Genomic DNA, 14,802 nt, shown 5'->3' with positions numbered 1-14,802 from the left:
CCGGGCCCTCCCAACGCCCTGAACCACCCAGCGAAGGCCCCCGCGCAGCAGCGACCGGGGGCCTTCGTGGCGCTCGCCGATACCACCTCAAGTCGCCTGAAGGACACCGCTCGTGAGTTACCCCCACCAGAATCCCTACGGCCCTCCCCCGGGCCAGCAACCCGGGTACGGCTATCCCCAACAGCCCCAGCAACCCCAACAGCCCATGGCCCCCTACGGCGCGTACCCCGGCGGCGCGATGCCCGCCGCGCAGCTGCCGTACCCGACGGTGATGCCGGGTGGCGTCAAGGCGGCGCGGGCGATGTTGTTCGTGCTCGCCGGGCTGAACCTCATCGGCCTGGTCCTGGCGGTCGCCGGGCTGGGCAGCGTCAGCAAGGCGTCGCACGCCGCGTCCTCGTCCTACGAGGACATGTCGATGTTCAACGTCGGCAAGGGCCTGCTGATCGCGGCGATCGTGGTCATCGTGGTCTTCACCGTGGCGGCGATCACGCTGGCCGCGCAGTTCGGCAACGGCGGCAAGGGCGTCCGCATCGGCACCATCGTCTTCGGTGTCGGCAACATCCTGGTGAGCTTCGCCACCTTCCCGTTCGGCCTGGTCCACACCGTGCTGGGCATCCTGGTGCTGGTCTTCGTCTCCAAGGACGAGGGCAACGCCTGGTTCAACCGGCCGCGTTACTAGCCGCGGCGCACCACACGACCAAGGGCCGCACCCCGGGCATGGGGTGCGGCCCTTGGCGTCGTCCGGCGTCCGAGGGCCCGTGCGGGCCCCGGCCGGGGAACCTTCTAGTGGAAGAAGTGCCGGGTGCCGGTGAGGTACATCGTCACGCCGGCCTTCTTGGCGGCCTCGACGACGAGTTCGTCGCGGATCGAACCGCCGGGCTGGACGATCGCCTTGACGCCGGCGGCGATCAGGATCTCCGGGCCGTCGGGGAACGGGAAGAAGGCGTCCGACGCGGCGTAGGAGCCGCGCGCCCGCTCCTCGCCGGCCCGCTCCACGGCGAGCTTGCAGGAGTCGACGCGGTTGACCTGGCCCATGCCGACGCCCACCGACGCACCGTCCTTGGCGAGCAGGATCGCGTTGGACTTCACCGCGCGGCACGCCTTCCAGGCGAACGCGAGCTCGGCCAGCTCGTCCGCGGAGAGCGCCTCGCCGGTGGCCAGCGTCCAGGTGGCCGGGTCGTCGCCCTCGGCCTGGAAGACGTCGGTGTGCTGGAGCACCGCGCCGCCCGAGAGCAGCTTGAGGTCACCGGGCTGGTGCGGGGTGCCGTCGACCTTCAGGACGCGGATGTTCTTCTTGCGGGCGAGGACCTCCAGCGCGCCGTCCTCGAAGGCGGGGGCGGCGATGACCTCGGTGAAGATCTCCGCGACCTGCTCGGCGAGCGCGACGGTCACCGGGCGGTTGACCGCGATCACGCCGCCGAACGCGGACAGCGGGTCGCAGGCGTGCGCCTTGCGGTGCGCCTCGGCGACGTCCGCGCCGATCGCGATGCCGCACGGGTTGGCGTGCTTGACGATCGCGACGCAGGGCTCGTCGTGGTCGTGGGCGGCGCGGCGGGCGGCCTCGGTGTCCACGTAGTTGTTGAAGGACATCTCCTTGCCGTGCAGCTGCTCGGCGTTGGCGATGCCGCCCGGCTGGCCGTCGACGTAGAGGGCCGCGGCCTGGTGCGGGTTCTCGCCGTAGCGCAGGGTGTTGCGGCGCTCCCAGGTCTCGCCGAGGAACTCGGGCAGCGCGGCCCCGTCCGCCTCCGGCGCGTAGACGTTGGTCATCCAGGAGGCGACGGCCACGTCGTAGGCGGCGGTGTGCTGGAACGCCTCGGCGGCCAGCCGCTTGCGGGCGGTCAGGTCGAAGCCGCCGCCGTTGACCGCGGCGAGGACGTCGGCGTAGCGCTCGGGGCTGGTGACCACGGCGACCGAGGGGTGGTTCTTGGCGGCGGCGCGGACCATCGAGGGGCCGCCGATGTCGATCTGCTCGACGCACTCGTCGGGGGTGGCGCCGGAGGCGACGGTCTCCCGGAACGGGTAGAGGTTGACGACCACCAGGTCGAACGGCTCGACGCCGAGGTCGGCGAGCTGCTGCTGGTGGTCCGGGAGGCGCAGGTCGGCGAGGATGCCGGCGTGCACCTTGGGGTGCAGGGTCTTGACCCGGCCGTCGAGGCACTCCGGGAAACCGGTGAGTTCCTCGACCTTGGTGACCGGCACCCCGGCCGCGGCGATCTTCCCGGCCGTCGACCCGGTCGAGACCAGCTGGACGCCCGCCGCGTGCAGCCCCTGGGCCAGCTCCTCCAGCCCGGACTTGTCGTAGACGCTGACCAGCGCGCGGCGGATGGGCCGCTGCGTACCTTCGGTGGCGGTCACGAGATACGTACCTTTCGTCCCTCTATGCGGTAGCCGTGACGGGCCAGACGCCCCACGACATCGACGAGCAGCGCTCGCTCGACTTCCTTGATGCGCTCATGCAGCGCGGATTCGTCGTCCTCCTCCCGGACCTCGACCACGCCCTGGGCGATGATCGGGCCGGTGTCGACGCCGTCGTCGACGAAGTGGACGGTGCAGCCGGTGACCTTCGCGCCGTACGCGAGCGCGTCGCGGACGCCGTGGGCACCGGGAAAGCTGGGCAGCAGCGCCGGGTGGGTGTTGAGCGTCCGGCCGCCGAAGCGGGCCAGGAACTCCTTGCCGAGGATCTTCATGAAGCCGGCGGAGACCACCAGGTCGGGGGCGTACGCGGCGGTGGCCTCGGTGAGCGCCGCGTCCCAGGCCGCCCGGTCCGCGTGGTCCTTGACCCGGCACACGAACGTCGGCAGTCCGGCCCGCTCGGCGCGCTCCAGGCCGACGGTCCCCGAGCGGTCGGCGCCCACGGCCACGATCTCGGCCCCGTAGGCCGCGGCGCCCTCGTCGGCGATGGCGTCGAGGAGCGCCTGGAGGTTGGTGCCCGAGCCGGAGACGAGTACCACGACGCGGGCCGGGGCGGAGCGGGCGGGCGGAGGGGAGGAGGCCACGGTGGGGTCTTTCTCGCCGGGTCGTGCGGGGCGGGGGGCTGTGTCGAGATTTTGTGCGGTCGCACAAAACGAGGGGTTTCACGAATACGGGGAACCCTACGAACGCGCCGACCGTCAGCAACGATACCGGCACACCCTGCGGCCCCCACGGGACGGGGGCGAGCACGGGAGGTAGCGTCAGGCGGGAGAACGCACGCAGTTCATGGTCACCGTCCGCCCGGCCCACCCGCCGGCCGAACGCCCACGACAAGGGGAAGACGCACTCCAGATGCCGGACCGACGCCGCCGCGCGGCTCTCCTCCGCCCGATCCCAGCCACCACGGGGTGGGGCCCCGCGCCCGTCACCTCTCCCGGGGCGGTCCTCCTGCCGCGCGAGCGCCCGTCGTCGTCCGCCCCGGATTCCCCGTCCGCCGGCGCCCCGGGCGGGGACGACAACCCGTTCGCGCCGCCGCCGGCCGGCGCCCCCGACCAGGAGTGGCGCCCGCGGGCCCAGTCCAACGGGCGCGCCACGGGCGACGGCGACGACGAGCAGCAGCAGCCGCAGGAGCAGCCCCCGGCCTGGGGCAGCCAGTGGAGCAGCCGGCAACCGGGCCGGCAGGGCGGCGACTTCGGCAGCCGTCCGGGCCGGGGCGGTGGCCAGGGCGGCGGCCAGGGCGGTTCCGGTGGACCGGGCGGCGGTTCGGGCGGGCCCGGCAGCGGCCCCGGCGGACTGCGCTGGGACCCCACCGACCCGCTGCAGCGCCGCGCCCGCTACGCCCTCCTGGCCGGCATGTGGGCGTTCTTCTTCGTGCTCTTCAGCCTGCCCGAGGTGGCCCTGCTGCTGGGTGCGCTCTCCCTCTACTGGGGCATCAGCGCGCTGCGCGGCAAAGCCGCCCCGAAGAAGGACGCCACCGCGGCCCTGGAGGGGCGCGCGACCACCGGTGCCACCCCGCCCCCGCCGGGCCGACCCGGCGGCGCCGCGGGTCCGGGCACCCGGCCGCAGACCACCGCCGCGATCGCCGGTGTGGTGACCGCGTCGCTGGCGCTGATGATGGTGGCCGCGACCTTCACCGTCCAGATCGTCTACCGCTCCTACTTCAGCTGCGTGAACGACGCGCTGACCCAGGCGGCGGGCAAGTCCTGCGAGAAGCTCCTGCCGCCGCAGCTCCGGCCCCTGCTCAGCCAGCAGGAGCAGCAACAGCAGTAGTAGTCCGGGAGGGGGCGGCGGGCGGCCGACCGGCGGCCGGGCCGTCAGGCAGCGGGCTCCCGGGTCTCCCGGTCCTCGCGGCTCCCCCGGTCCCCGTCCTCCTTGGGGCGCGGCGCCCGGCCGGCCTCGGGGCGCGGCTCCGGCCCGGCCGCGTCCTTCGGCGTGCGGTGCCCGGCCCGGCGGCGGAGCGGCAGGTCGGGCAGGTGGCGGCCGGGGGTGCGGCCCGGTGCCGCCCGGTGTACGGAGGACCGGCGCCAGGCGCGCAGCCCCAGCGTCCCGGGCACCGCGACCAGGCCCGTCCAGCCGGCCGTCACCAGGCCGGTCAGCCACCCACTGGGGCCGAACGAGGCCAGGGCCCGCTCCCCCAGCGCGCCGCCGGCCAGCCCCGCGAGCACCGTCATCGCCAGGGCGCACAGGCCCGCCGCCAGCGCCGCCGTCCCGGCGGTCCGCCGCCACGACCGGTGGCCGTCCCCGGCCGCGTACCGGGCCAGCTGCACCACCGCGGCCGCCGGCACCACCAGCGCCAGCACCACCACCGGCCAGGCCCCGGGGCCCGGCTCCGGCAGGCCGCTGAGCAGCGGGAAGTGCGGCAGGGCGGGACGCGGTGAGGTGCCCAGCGGGCCGACCGCGGTCCCCGTGCCGACGGCGAAGCCGGGCCCCAGTCCGTAGGCGGCGCCCCAGACGGCCGCGTTGGGTAGCAGGGCGAGGCAGAGCAGCAGCACCGTGCTGCGGCCGACCCAGTCGGGGGCGAGCTGGCCCAGGTCGTCCCCGAACCGGCCCGGGTGCAGGAGCAGCCCGAGGAGGGCGAGCGCGGTGCCGGCGGCGAGCAGGGCGAGGGTGGCGGCGGCCGCGGCCTTGCCGGCGGTGCGCAGGCGCGGGCCGGTGAGCGCGGCGCGCAGGGCGGCCGGGAGCGCGTCCAGGGCCCGGGTGACGCGGTCCGGCAACAGGGCCGCGGCGTCCGGTCCGAGGGTGTGCCAGGCGGTGGCGGCGACGGTGGCGAACGCGGTGCCGGGGACGGCGAGCAGGGCAGCCAGCGGGGCGGCGGACAGCCGGCCGGTCGAGGTGTAGAGCAGGGCGCCGGCGGCGACCAGCAGGTATCCGGTGAGCAGGGCGCCGAGCAGGGTGCGCGGGGCGACCTCCGGGGCGGCGGCGGGGGCTTCGGGGTCGCCGGCGGGCTCCGGGAGGGCGGCGGTGGCCAGGGTGTCCCGGGTGGCGCGGTGCAGCAGCCAGACCGGCAGCGCGACGAGCAGCAACGGGACGGTGCCGACCGGTGCCGGGGTGCCGGACGACGTCGCCTCGCGGACCAGGCCCCCGCCGTGCGCGGTGAACCAGAGTCCGGCGGCCAGGTGCAGCGCCCGGGAGGGGCCGCTGTCGGGGTACGGGGAGGCCACCCAGAGCAGCAGGACGGCGACCGCGAGGGCGCCGAGGCCGAGGCCGGCGGCGGTCACCCCGCTGATCACGGCGGTGCCGATCGCGGAGGACCGCCGCGCGGCGGTCCGGCCGTGGGAGGACAACGTGGTGCCGCGTTCGGTCAACTGGCTCACGCCGCCATGCTGCCAATAACCGGCGATTCCGCCACGTAACGGGCATGCGTCCGACGTGTCGCGCGCGCTCCCCCGTCGGACGTTTCCAGACTTCCGGTATGAGCGAGCACGACCGGCGACACCCCGACCAGACTCCCGACGCCACGTCAGAAACGGCTGGGGGCGGCCCGCATGGCGGACCGTCGGCCCGGTTCGATGCGTTGTACGGGGCGCACGCCGGGCCGCTGATCCAGCAGGCGCTGGTGCTCACCGGACGGGCCCGGCTCGCCCGGCGGGCCGTGGAGCGGGCGTTTCGGACGGCCTGGCAGCGCTGGCCGGAGGTGGCGGCGGCCCCGGACCCGGTGGGGTGGGTGCGGGCGGTCGCCCACGACGACGCGCTGGCGCCGTGGCGGCGGCCGTTCCTCGGGCTGCGGCCGGCCGAGCGCCCCGGCCCGGGCACGCCCGCGCCGCCGCCGGCCGCCCCGCAGGACCATGCGCTGCTGGTGGCGGTGCGGGCGCTGCCCGTTCCGTACCGCCGGGCGCTGCTGCTGCACGACGGGCTCGGACTGGGGCTGCACGAGACCGCACTGGAGGTTCAGGCGAGCACGCCGGCGGCGACCGGGCGGCTGACGCACGCCCGGGAGTGCCTGGCCGAGCGGCTGCCGGAGCTGGGCCTGCGGGAGCTGTCGCCGGACGCGCAGGGCGCGGTGCTGCGGTCCCGGCTGACCGCGCTGGCGGCGTCCTGCCCGGTGGTGGTGGTGCCCGCGCCGGCGGTCCGGGCGGACGCGGAGCGCCGGACCCGGCTGACCACCCGTACGGGGTTCGGGGCGGCCGGGCTGCTGGCGGTGACGGCGCTGGCGGTGTCGTTCGCCGCGCCGGACGGCTACCGGCCGCCGCGGCCGGTCGTGGCGGCATCCGGCCCGGTGGTGCCGCCGTCCGCGCGGGCGGCGTCGCCCCCGGCGGCCCAGCAGGCGCACCGGGGCCCGCACCATCGGGCGGCGCACCATCGGGCGGCGGCGCGCCGGGCGTTGCCGCCGGGTGCCCGGCTCTCGCCCGACGTGCGGTGAGCCCGGCGGGCGCCGGGGTGCCCGCGCGACGGCCGTGGGCCCGCACCCGGGAGGGGTGCGGGCCCACGGCCGTCAGACAGGGCAGGGTCAGCCGCCCAGGATCTCGCGGGCCAGGAGCGCGGTCTCGGACGGCGTCTTGCCGACCTTCACGCCCGCGGCCTCCAGGGCCTCCTTCTTCGCCTGGGCGGTGCCGGACGAGCCGGACACGATGGCGCCGGCGTGGCCCATCGTCTTGCCCTCGGGCGCGGTGAAGCCCGCCACGTAGCCGACGACCGGCTTGGTGACGTTCGCCTTGATGAAGTCGGCCGCCCGCTCCTCGGCGTCGCCGCCGATCTCACCGATCATCACGATCAGGTCGGTGTCGGGGTCGTCCTGGAACGCCTTGAGGGCGTCGATGTGGGTGGTGCCGATGACCGGGTCGCCACCGATGCCGACAGCGGACGAGAAGCCGAGGTCCCGCAGCTCGTACATCATCTGGTAGGTCAGCGTGCCGGACTTCGACACCAGGCCGATGCGGCCGGGCTTGGTGATGTCGCCCGGGATGATGCCGGCGTTGGACTGGCCGGGGGTGATCAGGCCGGGGCAGTTCGGGCCGATGATCCGGGTCTTGTTGCCCTTGGCCTTGGCGTACGCCCAGAAGGCGGCGGAGTCGTGCACCGCGATGCCCTCGGTGATGACGACGGCCAGCGGGATCTCGGCGTCGATGGCCTCGACGACGGCGGCCTTGGAGAAGGCCGGCGGGACGAAGAGGACGGAGACGTTGGCGCCCGTCTTCTCCATCGCTTCCTTGACGGAGCCGAAGACCGGGACCTCGGTGCCGTCGAAGTCGACGCTGGTGCCGGCCTTGCGCGGGTTGACACCACCGACGATGTTGGTGCCGTCACCGAGCATGAGCTTGGTGTGCTTCATGCCGGTGGCGCCGGTCATCCCCTGGACGATGACCTTGCTGTCCTTGGTGAGGAAGATAGCCATGGTTGTTGGAGTCCTCGTCCCTTACTTGGCCGCGGCCAGCTCGGCGGCCTTGTCGGCCGCACCGTCCATCGTGTCCACGCGCTGCACCAGCGGGTGGTTGGCGTCCGAGAGGATCTTGCGACCCAGCTCGGCGTTGTTGCCGTCGAGGCGGACGACCAGCGGCTTGCTGACGTTCTCGCCCTTGGACTTGAGGAGCTCCAGGGCCTGCACGATGCCGTTGGCGACCTCGTCGCAGGCGGTGATGCCGCCGAAGACGTTGACGAACACGGACTTCACGTCCGGGTCGCCGAGGATGATCTCCAGGCCGTTCGCCATGACCTCGGCGGAGGCGCCGCCACCGATGTCGAGGAAGTTGGCGGGCTTGACGCCGCCGTGGTTCTCACCGGCGTAGGCGACGACGTCCAGGGTGCTCATGACGAGACCCGCGCCGTTGCCGATGATGCCGACCTGGCCGTCGAGCTTGACGTAGTTCAGACCCTTGGCCTTGGCCGCGGCTTCGAGCGGGTTAGCCGCGGCCTTGTCCTCCAGGGCCTCGTGCTCCGGCTGGCGGAACTCGGCGTTGGCGTCCAGGGAGACCTTGCCGTCGAGGGCGAGGACGTCACCGGAGGCGACCTTGGCCAGCGGGTTGACCTCGACGAGGAGGGCGTCCTCCTTGATGAAGGTCTGCCACAGCGTGACCAGCACCTCGGCGACCTGCTCGGCGACCTCGGCCGGGAACTGCGCCAGGGCGACGATCTCGCGGGCCTTCTCGATCGAGACGCCCTCGTTGGCGTCGACCGGGACCTTGGCGAGCTTCTCGGGGGTCGTCGCGGCGACCTCCTCGATGTCCATGCCGCCCGCGACCGAGGCCATGGCCAGGAAGGTGCGGTTGGTGCGGTCCAGGAGGTAGGAGACGTAGTACTCCTCGGCGATCTCCGGAGCCGTCTCGGCAATCATCACCTTGTGGACCGTGTGGCCCTTGATGTCCATGCCGAGGATGTCCGTCGCCCGGGCGACGGCCTCGTCCGGCGTGGCGGCCAGCTTCACGCCACCGGCCTTGCCGCGGCCGCCGACCTTCACCTGCGCCTTGACGACGGACTTGCCGCCAAGGCGCTCAGTCGCCGCGCGCGCCGCCTCAGGCGTGTCGATGACTTCACCGGCCAGCACCGGTACACCGTGCTTGGCGAAGAGGTCCCTCGCCTGGTACTCGAACAGGTCCACGCGCGTCCGTCCCTTGTCTTCTCAGAATCGCCGTAGTGATCGCGGTTCGTTCGTCTGCGATGGGCGTGCCGCGAAGGGCAACGTGACGGCGCTGTCACTGGGGAGGCGTATGCACGGTGTCCGGATACGCGGCATGTCCGTCTCGCAGGGTATCTCCGCTGGACATGCGTCCCTAAATCAGAGATCACACTCCGGCGGTGATTACGGTCACAGATCTTTTGGCCAACGTACTCCGCCGCCCCTTTTCCGCAGGGCCGCCTCGGCGCGCCGGAGGTATTTCGCAGGGCCGACCGGGCGTGCGGGCGACCGGGCCGCCGTCCGCCGTGCACTCCGTCGTCGTGCGCCGTTCGAGCGGCGGGGGCCGACGCCGCGGTGCTCCCGCGCGCACCCGGCCCGTCCGGTTCCGGTTGCGGGGAAGCGGGAAGCCCTTCGGGCAGAAGCCGCAACGGGCCCGCACAAGACCTCCGCAGGCGGTGTCCGGAAAGCTCCTTGACCCTCCAACTCCCCCTGAAAGAGACTGCGTTGAGCACTTACGCATCAGGAGTCACAGGCCGGAGTCGCGCACTTCCGGGCTTGGTCCCGTACGGGTCGGACCGCGGAACACGGACCGCCCCGCACCGGACGCAGACGGGGGAACTTGATGGGTAGTGGGGGGATGCACGACCGCGCTCACCGCTGCACGCGGTCGCGGACTCTTCCGCGCCTGCCGTCCCTCCCCCTTCTCCCCGCCCACCCCTCCCGGTTTTCTCGATTTCTTGGTGTCCTCACACTCGGTGCCTGAAGGGATTGGAGGGGGAATGCCGACACATACGACCTATCCCGGCGTCTATGTCGAAGAGCTTCCCAGCAGCATCCGCAGCATCACCACCGTGACGACCTCGGTGACCGCGTTCGTCGGTCACACCCGGCGCGGCCCGCTCAACGAACCGGTCCGGATCACCAGCTTCGCCGACTTCGAGCGCCGCTTCGGCGGCCTGACCTCGCGCAGCCCGGTCTCCTACGCCGTCCACCAGTTCTTCGGCAACGGCGGCGCCGTCGCGGTGATCGTCCGGGTCGCCAAGGCCGGCAGCGGCACGGAGGCCCAGGTCACCCTGGAGTCCACCGAGGGGCGCAGCCAGTGCCCGGTCCTCACGGTGCACGCCAAGGAACCGGGCGTCTGGGGCGACGGCCTGCGCCTCGCCGTCGACCACGACACCCCGTGCCCGGACGAGACCTTCAACCTCCAGGTCCTCGACGCGCACGGCACCGCCCGCGAGTCCTTCACCGGACTGTCCATGGACCCCGGCAGCGGCCGGTTCGTGGAGACGGTGGTCAACGCCGGCTCGTCGCTGATCCGCGGGGCGGCCGTGGGCGAGGGCCGCCCGGACCCCTCCGGCACCGTCTCCAAGCCGTTCCACCACGAACTCCCGGATCTCACCGTGGAGTTGACGGTGAAGATCGGCGAGGTGGAGCGGGAGTTCACGCTCTACGACCCGGACTGCGACGGCGAGCCGCCGTGCGACGTCACCGAGCTGGCGCTGCTGCTGGAGCACAAGCTGCGCTCCCTGCCGGACGCGCCCGGCAAGCACGCCTTCGCGGGCGCCCAGGTCATCTCCTTCGGACGCCGCATCCAGGTGGTGGGCGGCTCCACCGACCCCGGCGACGTGGTCCGCTTCCTCGGCGAGTGCGCCAACGACCTGGGGCTGGAGGCGTCGGTCAATCCGCCGGTCTTCCCGCTGTGCGGCGGCGAGGACGGCGACCCGCCGGGACCGCGCGACCTCATCGGCAGCGAGGCCCGCAAGAGCGGCCTCCAGGCGCTGCGCGACATCCCCGACGTCAACCTGCTCGCCCTGCCCGAGCTGGCCTCGTACGCGTCCGTCGACGACCAGCTCACGGTGGTCTCGGCGGCCCAGCGGCTGTGCCAGGAGCGCCGGATGTTCCTCCTGGTGGACGCGCCCGCGGCGTGGGGCAGCGTGGACGCCGCACGGGCCGGCATCGGCGCCTTCGACGCGGTCCGCGACAACCACGCGGCCCTGTACTTCCCACACCTGCAACTCACCGACCCGCTCACCGGCCGGCTGCGGTCCTTCCCGCCGTCCGGCGCGCTGGCCGGCGTGATCGCCCGCACCGACGGCGAGCGCGGGGTGTGGAAGGCGCCGGCGGGCACCGAGGCGCGACTGGCCGGCGTGCACGGCCTGACCGTCAAGCTCACCGACCGCGAGAACGGCCTGCTCAACCCGCTCGGCATCAACTGCCTGCGGACCTTCCCGATGGTCGGCCCGCTGGTGTGGGGCGCCCGCACGCTCCAGGGGTCGGACGCCCTGGACAGCGAGTGGAAGTACGTCCCGGTGCGCCGGCTGGCCCTGCACGTCGAGGAGAGCCTGCTGCGCGGACTGCAGTGGGTGGTCTTCGAGCCCAACAACGAGCAGCTGTGGCAGCAGATCCGCCTCAACGCCTCCGCCTACCTGCACACCCTCTTCGAGAAGGGCGCCTTCCAGGGCGGCACCCCGCGGCAGGCGTACTTCGTCAAGTGCGACAAGGACACCACGACCGAGGCGGACGTCGAGAACGGGATCGTGAACGTCGTGGTCGGCATCGCGCCCGTCAAACCGGCCGAGTTCGTGATCGTCAAGATCCAGCAGCTGGCCGGCCAGTTCGACCTCTAGGGCGGGGGCGCCGGGTCCGGCCGACGGGCCGGCCCCCGTGCGCCCCACGACGCCGACGTGTAAGGAATCCGACGTGTAAGGAATCCGATGGCTGAGTTCAAGGTCAACGCCCATCGCTTCGACCCGTACAAGAACTTCAAGTTCCTCGTCCTGTGGGACGGCCGGACGGTCGCGGGGGTCAGCAAGATCAGTCCGCTCAAGCGCACCACCGAGGTCGTCAAGCACCGCAACGGCGGCGACCCCAGCTCCCCGCGGAAGTCCCCGGGCCGCTCCGAGTTCGAGGGCATCACCCTGGAGCGCGGGGTCACCCACGACCCGGAGTTCGACCGCTGGGCCAACAAGGTCTGGCAGGTCGGCGCCGGCCTCGGCTCGGAGGTGTCGCTCGCCGACTTCCGCAAGGACATCGTCATCCAGGTCCTCAACGAGGCCGGGCAGGTCGCCGTCTCGCACAAGATCTACCGGTCCTGGCCCAGCGAGTACCAGGTCCTGGGCGAGATGGACGCCAACGCCAACGCGGTGGCCATCCAGAGCCTCAAGCTCGAATGCGAGGGCTGGGAACGCGACTACGAGGTGCCCGAGCCGGAGGAGCCCTCGTTCACCCACCCGGCCTGAGCCGCGGCACCGCGGTGGTGGGGCGACGGAGCAACGGATGACGGTCACCGGGCCGGCGGAACTGCTGGCCACCTGGGAGGCCGGGCTGGCCGAGCGGGGCGCCGCCCGGGCCCTCCTGCTGCACCGGGCGGCCCGGCCCGACGCGGCGCCCGACGCCCTTGCGACGGCACCGCTCGGCGAGCGGGCGGCCGACCTGTTCGCGCTGCGCCGGACGCTGTTCGGCGACCGGATGGAGATCACGCTCTCCTGCACGGTGCCCGGCTGCGGCGCCGCGCTGGAATGCGAGCTGGATGCCGGGGAGTTGGCGGCCGCGCGGCCCCGGCCGCCGGAGGGCGGGCTGCGGGTGGACGAGGGCGAGTGGACGGTCCGGTTCCGGCTGCCCGCCGCCGCGGACCTGGCCGCCGTGGCCGCCGCCCGACCACCGGACGGCACCACCGCCCGGCGGCTGCTCGCGGCCCGCTGCGCCCTCGCCGCCCGGCGAGCCGGCCGGCAGGCCACCGCCGAGGAGCTCGCCGCCCTGCCCGACCCGGTGCTCAAGCGGTTCGCCGCGGCGGCCGAGGACGCCGACCCCGGCGCGGAACTGACGCTGGAGATCGCCTGCCCGGAGTGCGGCGCGGCCACCCCGGCGGAGCTGGACATCGCCGCGTACCTGTGGACCGAACTGGACGCCTGGGCCCGCGACCTGCTCCTCGACGTCCACCTGCTCGCCGCGGCCTACGGCTGGAGCGAGCCCGAGATCCTGGCGCTCAGCCCGCTGCGGCGCCGCTACTACCTGGAGCTGTGCGCGGATGCCTGAGATGCCCGAGCGGACGCCCGCCGCGTCCGGCGACTACCTCGGCCGGCTGCTGGCCCGGCACGCCCCGCCGCCGCCCGACCCGTTCGGCGTGCCCGGCGGCGCCGACGCCCCGACGGCGCGCACGCTCGTCCGGCCGCGGCTGCCCGGCCCGTTCGAGCGGGTGGAGGCGGTGCGCGGCCCGGCCTCCGACGATCCGGACGACGACGGTCCGGCGTCCCCGTGGCCGACCGGGCGGCCCGCTACGGCACCGTTCGCCGAGGGCCCGCGCACCGAGCGGTGGACGGAGGTCCGCACGCACCGCGCGCGGGAGACGGTGGTGCGCACCGAGGCGGCGCCGGCCCCCGCGACGGGCCGCGCGGCGGCCGAACGGGAGCCGGGGCCGGGCGCGTTGCTGCGGCCCGCCACCACGGCCGCACCGGGGGCCCGGGCCGCCGCCGAGGGCGCCCGGTCCCGGGGACGGGCGGTGGCCGACGGGCCGGGGACGGCGCCGGACCGCGGGGCGTCACCGGGCGGTCCGCGGGCGGTCGGCCCGGCGCCCGCCGGCCTGCTGCGCCCGCGCCTCGACGACCTGCCGGCGCCGCGTCGTCCGGTGCCGCCCCGCGCCGGTGCCGCGAACGGCCGGCGCGGCCCGCGCGGCCCGGCCGAGCGGGTGGTGCACGTGCAGATCGGCCGGCTGGAGGTCAGTGCGGCCGGCGCCGAACGGCCCGCGGCCGGCACCGGTCCGGCGCGCCCCGAGCGGCGGGCGCCGACGCTGAACCTCGCGGACTACCTGGCCACCCAGCAACGGACTTCAGGGGGACGCTCCACATGAGCAACGCACTCGCCCTCGCGACGGTCACCCAGGCCCTTGCGCTGCTGATCGAGCACAACCTGCATCCCGAGATCGACCTGGCCGTCTCCGTGGAGACCCGCAAGCCGCCGGCCGATCCCCCGACCGACCCGACGATCACCGTGTTCCTGTACCAGGTCTCGCACAACCCCTCGATGCGCAACTCCGACCTGGTCACCCGGGCCTCCGACGGCACACTGCTCAAGCGTCCCGCCGCCGCGATCGACCTGCACTTCCTGATCAGCGCGTACGGGGAGGAGCAGGAGCTGGTCGGACAGCGGCTGATCGGCAGCGTGGTGCGGACCCTGCACGAGATCCCGGTCCTGCCGCGGGAGTTGATCGAGGAGGCGGCCGAACGCCCTTACCTGGCGGGCAGTGACCTCGCCGCGTCCCCGCAGAAGGTCCGGTTCACGCCGACCCAGATGGACGTGGACGAGACCTCCAAGCTCTGGGGCATGCTCAACAACACGCCGTACTCCCTGTCGGTGGCCTACCAGGCGTCGTTGGTGCTGCTGGACGGCCACCAGAAGCCGGCGCCGGCCATCCCGGTCAAGCGACCGGAGGTGACGGTGGTGCCCGAGGTGCCGCCGGAGGTGCCGTTGGGGGACGCGGCGGTGCGGACGGGGGACGCGGTCCCGGCACCTGGCGCGGGGGACGACGGGGCGACGGATGACGGGGCGGCGGACGGCCGGGCGGCGGGCGACTCGTCGGCGGGCGGGCCCGCGGCGCCCGCACCGGCGAAACGGCCCGCGAAGAAGGTGGCGGGCGGCGCCCGGAAGGCCACCAAGTCCGGTACTGGGGAGTGGAGTTCGGGTGTCAGCCGCGCGGGGGCCGGCGCGCGCTCCCGTCCCCACGCCCGTAAGACGACCGGCGACGGCCCGCGGCAGGCGGCCCGGGCCGACGACGCGGGCCGGGCCGACGACGGCGGGGAGGGCTGAGGCGCGGTGCGGGGAACGGGGGCGGCAAAGGACGCAGG

13 protein-coding genes are annotated in these 14,802 nt (G+C 74.1%); 8 read left to right on the top strand and 5 right to left on the bottom strand.

Going from position 1 to position 14,802, the window contains the following annotated elements; all coding sequences use genetic code 11:
- Positions 1-112: 112 nt before the first annotated feature.
- Positions 113-679 (top strand): hypothetical protein, encoded by a 567-nt coding sequence (locus ABD385_RS17650; protein WP_344576792.1) that lies wholly within the window; start codon positions 113-115, stop codon positions 677-679.
- 104 nt (positions 680-783) lie between these two features.
- Here the strand turns inward: ABD385_RS17650 and purH are convergent, their stop codons facing one another.
- Both purH and purN read right to left on the bottom strand, forming a co-directional pair.
- On the bottom strand, positions 784-2,355 hold the full coding sequence (gene purH / locus ABD385_RS17645) for a bifunctional phosphoribosylaminoimidazolecarboxamide formyltransferase/IMP cyclohydrolase (protein ID WP_344576790.1): 1,572 nt from the start codon (positions 2,353-2,355) through the stop codon (positions 784-786).
- Positions 2,352-2,996: a phosphoribosylglycinamide formyltransferase gene (gene purN, locus ABD385_RS17640; RefSeq protein ID WP_344576789.1), complete on the bottom strand. Its 645-nt coding sequence runs from the start codon at positions 2,994-2,996 to the stop codon at positions 2,352-2,354. Before purN ends, purH begins: the two co-directional genes overlap by 4 nt.
- Before the next feature lie 268 nt (positions 2,997-3,264).
- Here purN and ABD385_RS17635 point away from each other — a divergent pair, with 268 nt between their 5' ends.
- Positions 3,265-4,182, top strand: a complete 918-nt coding sequence (locus ABD385_RS17635; RefSeq protein ID WP_344576787.1) for a hypothetical protein — start codon at positions 3,265-3,267, stop codon at positions 4,180-4,182.
- Between the two features lie 44 nt (positions 4,183-4,226).
- On the opposite strand, the gene ABD385_RS17630 is transcribed toward ABD385_RS17635, so the two are convergent.
- The gene (locus ABD385_RS17630) at positions 4,227-5,726 is read right to left on the bottom strand and encodes a cell division protein PerM (protein WP_344576785.1); all 1,500 of its coding nucleotides are present in this window, start codon (positions 5,724-5,726) and stop codon (positions 4,227-4,229) included.
- Positions 5,727-5,824: 98 nt separating this feature from the next.
- Here ABD385_RS17630 and ABD385_RS17625 point away from each other — a divergent pair, with 98 nt between their 5' ends.
- On the top strand, positions 5,825-6,772 hold the full coding sequence (locus tag ABD385_RS17625) for a SigE family RNA polymerase sigma factor (RefSeq protein WP_344576783.1): 948 nt from the start codon (positions 5,825-5,827) through the stop codon (positions 6,770-6,772).
- An 87-nt stretch (positions 6,773-6,859) separates the two neighbouring features.
- On the opposite strand, the gene sucD is transcribed toward ABD385_RS17625, so the two are convergent.
- Together sucD and sucC are read right to left on the bottom strand one after the other, a co-directional pair.
- Complete coding sequence (gene sucD / locus ABD385_RS17620; RefSeq protein WP_344576781.1) at positions 6,860-7,744, bottom strand: succinate--CoA ligase subunit alpha; 885 nt, start codon at positions 7,742-7,744, stop codon at positions 6,860-6,862.
- 21 nt (positions 7,745-7,765) lie between these two features.
- Positions 7,766-8,944 (bottom strand): ADP-forming succinate--CoA ligase subunit beta, encoded by a 1,179-nt coding sequence (gene sucC, locus ABD385_RS17615; protein ID WP_344576780.1) that lies wholly within the window; start codon positions 8,942-8,944, stop codon positions 7,766-7,768.
- A 797-nt stretch (positions 8,945-9,741) separates the two neighbouring features.
- Between sucC and ABD385_RS17610 the strand changes: the two genes are divergently transcribed.
- The 5 genes from ABD385_RS17610 (at position 9,742) to ABD385_RS17590 (ending at position 14,764) form a co-directional block, all read left to right on the top strand.
- Positions 9,742-11,589 carry a phage tail sheath family protein gene (locus tag ABD385_RS17610; RefSeq protein ID WP_344576778.1) on the top strand — a complete coding sequence of 616 codons (1,848 nt, stop codon included), beginning with the start codon at positions 9,742-9,744 and terminating at the stop codon, positions 11,587-11,589.
- An 87-nt stretch (positions 11,590-11,676) separates the two neighbouring features.
- Entirely contained in the window at positions 11,677-12,201 is a 525-nt protein-coding gene (locus ABD385_RS17605) for a phage tail protein (RefSeq protein WP_344576776.1), read from the top strand.
- 37 nt (positions 12,202-12,238) lie between these two features.
- Positions 12,239-12,997 carry a hypothetical protein gene (locus ABD385_RS17600; protein ID WP_344576774.1) on the top strand — a complete coding sequence of 253 codons (759 nt, stop codon included), beginning with the start codon at positions 12,239-12,241 and terminating at the stop codon, positions 12,995-12,997.
- Positions 12,990-13,808, top strand: a complete 819-nt coding sequence (locus ABD385_RS17595; RefSeq protein WP_344576773.1) for a hypothetical protein — start codon at positions 12,990-12,992, stop codon at positions 13,806-13,808. Before ABD385_RS17600 ends, ABD385_RS17595 begins: the two co-directional genes overlap by 8 nt.
- A complete protein-coding gene (locus tag ABD385_RS17590) occupies positions 13,805-14,764 on the top strand; it encodes a Pvc16 family protein (protein ID WP_344576772.1) in 960 nt (319 codons plus the stop codon). Before ABD385_RS17595 ends, ABD385_RS17590 begins: the two co-directional genes overlap by 4 nt.
- Positions 14,765-14,802 lie beyond the last annotated feature (38 nt).

Source organism: Streptomyces lunalinharesii (assembly GCF_039532155.1).
Taxonomy (GTDB): domain Bacteria; phylum Actinomycetota; class Actinomycetes; order Streptomycetales; family Streptomycetaceae; genus Streptomyces; species Streptomyces lunalinharesii.
This window is presented reverse-complemented; position numbering and strand designations above follow the sequence as displayed.

Bases quoted from the DNA above. Each gene is read 5' to 3' on its own strand.
- sucD (WP_344576781.1), bottom strand. From the start codon at position 7,744: ATGGCTATCTTCCTCACCAAGGACAGCAAGGTCATCGTCCAGGGGATG.
- ABD385_RS17605 (WP_344576776.1), top strand. From the start codon at position 11,677: ATGGCTGAGTTCAAGGTCAACGCCCATCGCTTCGACCCGTACAAGAAC.
- ABD385_RS17595 (WP_344576773.1), top strand. From the start codon at position 12,990: ATGCCTGAGATGCCCGAGCGGACGCCCGCCGCGTCCGGCGACTACCTC.
- ABD385_RS17635 (WP_344576787.1), top strand. From the start codon at position 3,265: ATGCCGGACCGACGCCGCCGCGCGGCTCTCCTCCGCCCGATCCCAGCC.
- ABD385_RS17590 (WP_344576772.1), top strand. From the start codon at position 13,805: ATGAGCAACGCACTCGCCCTCGCGACGGTCACCCAGGCCCTTGCGCTG.
- ABD385_RS17610 (WP_344576778.1), top strand. From the start codon at position 9,742: ATGCCGACACATACGACCTATCCCGGCGTCTATGTCGAAGAGCTTCCC.
- ABD385_RS17600 (WP_344576774.1), top strand. From the start codon at position 12,239: ATGACGGTCACCGGGCCGGCGGAACTGCTGGCCACCTGGGAGGCCGGG.
- ABD385_RS17625 (WP_344576783.1), top strand. From the start codon at position 5,825: ATGAGCGAGCACGACCGGCGACACCCCGACCAGACTCCCGACGCCACG.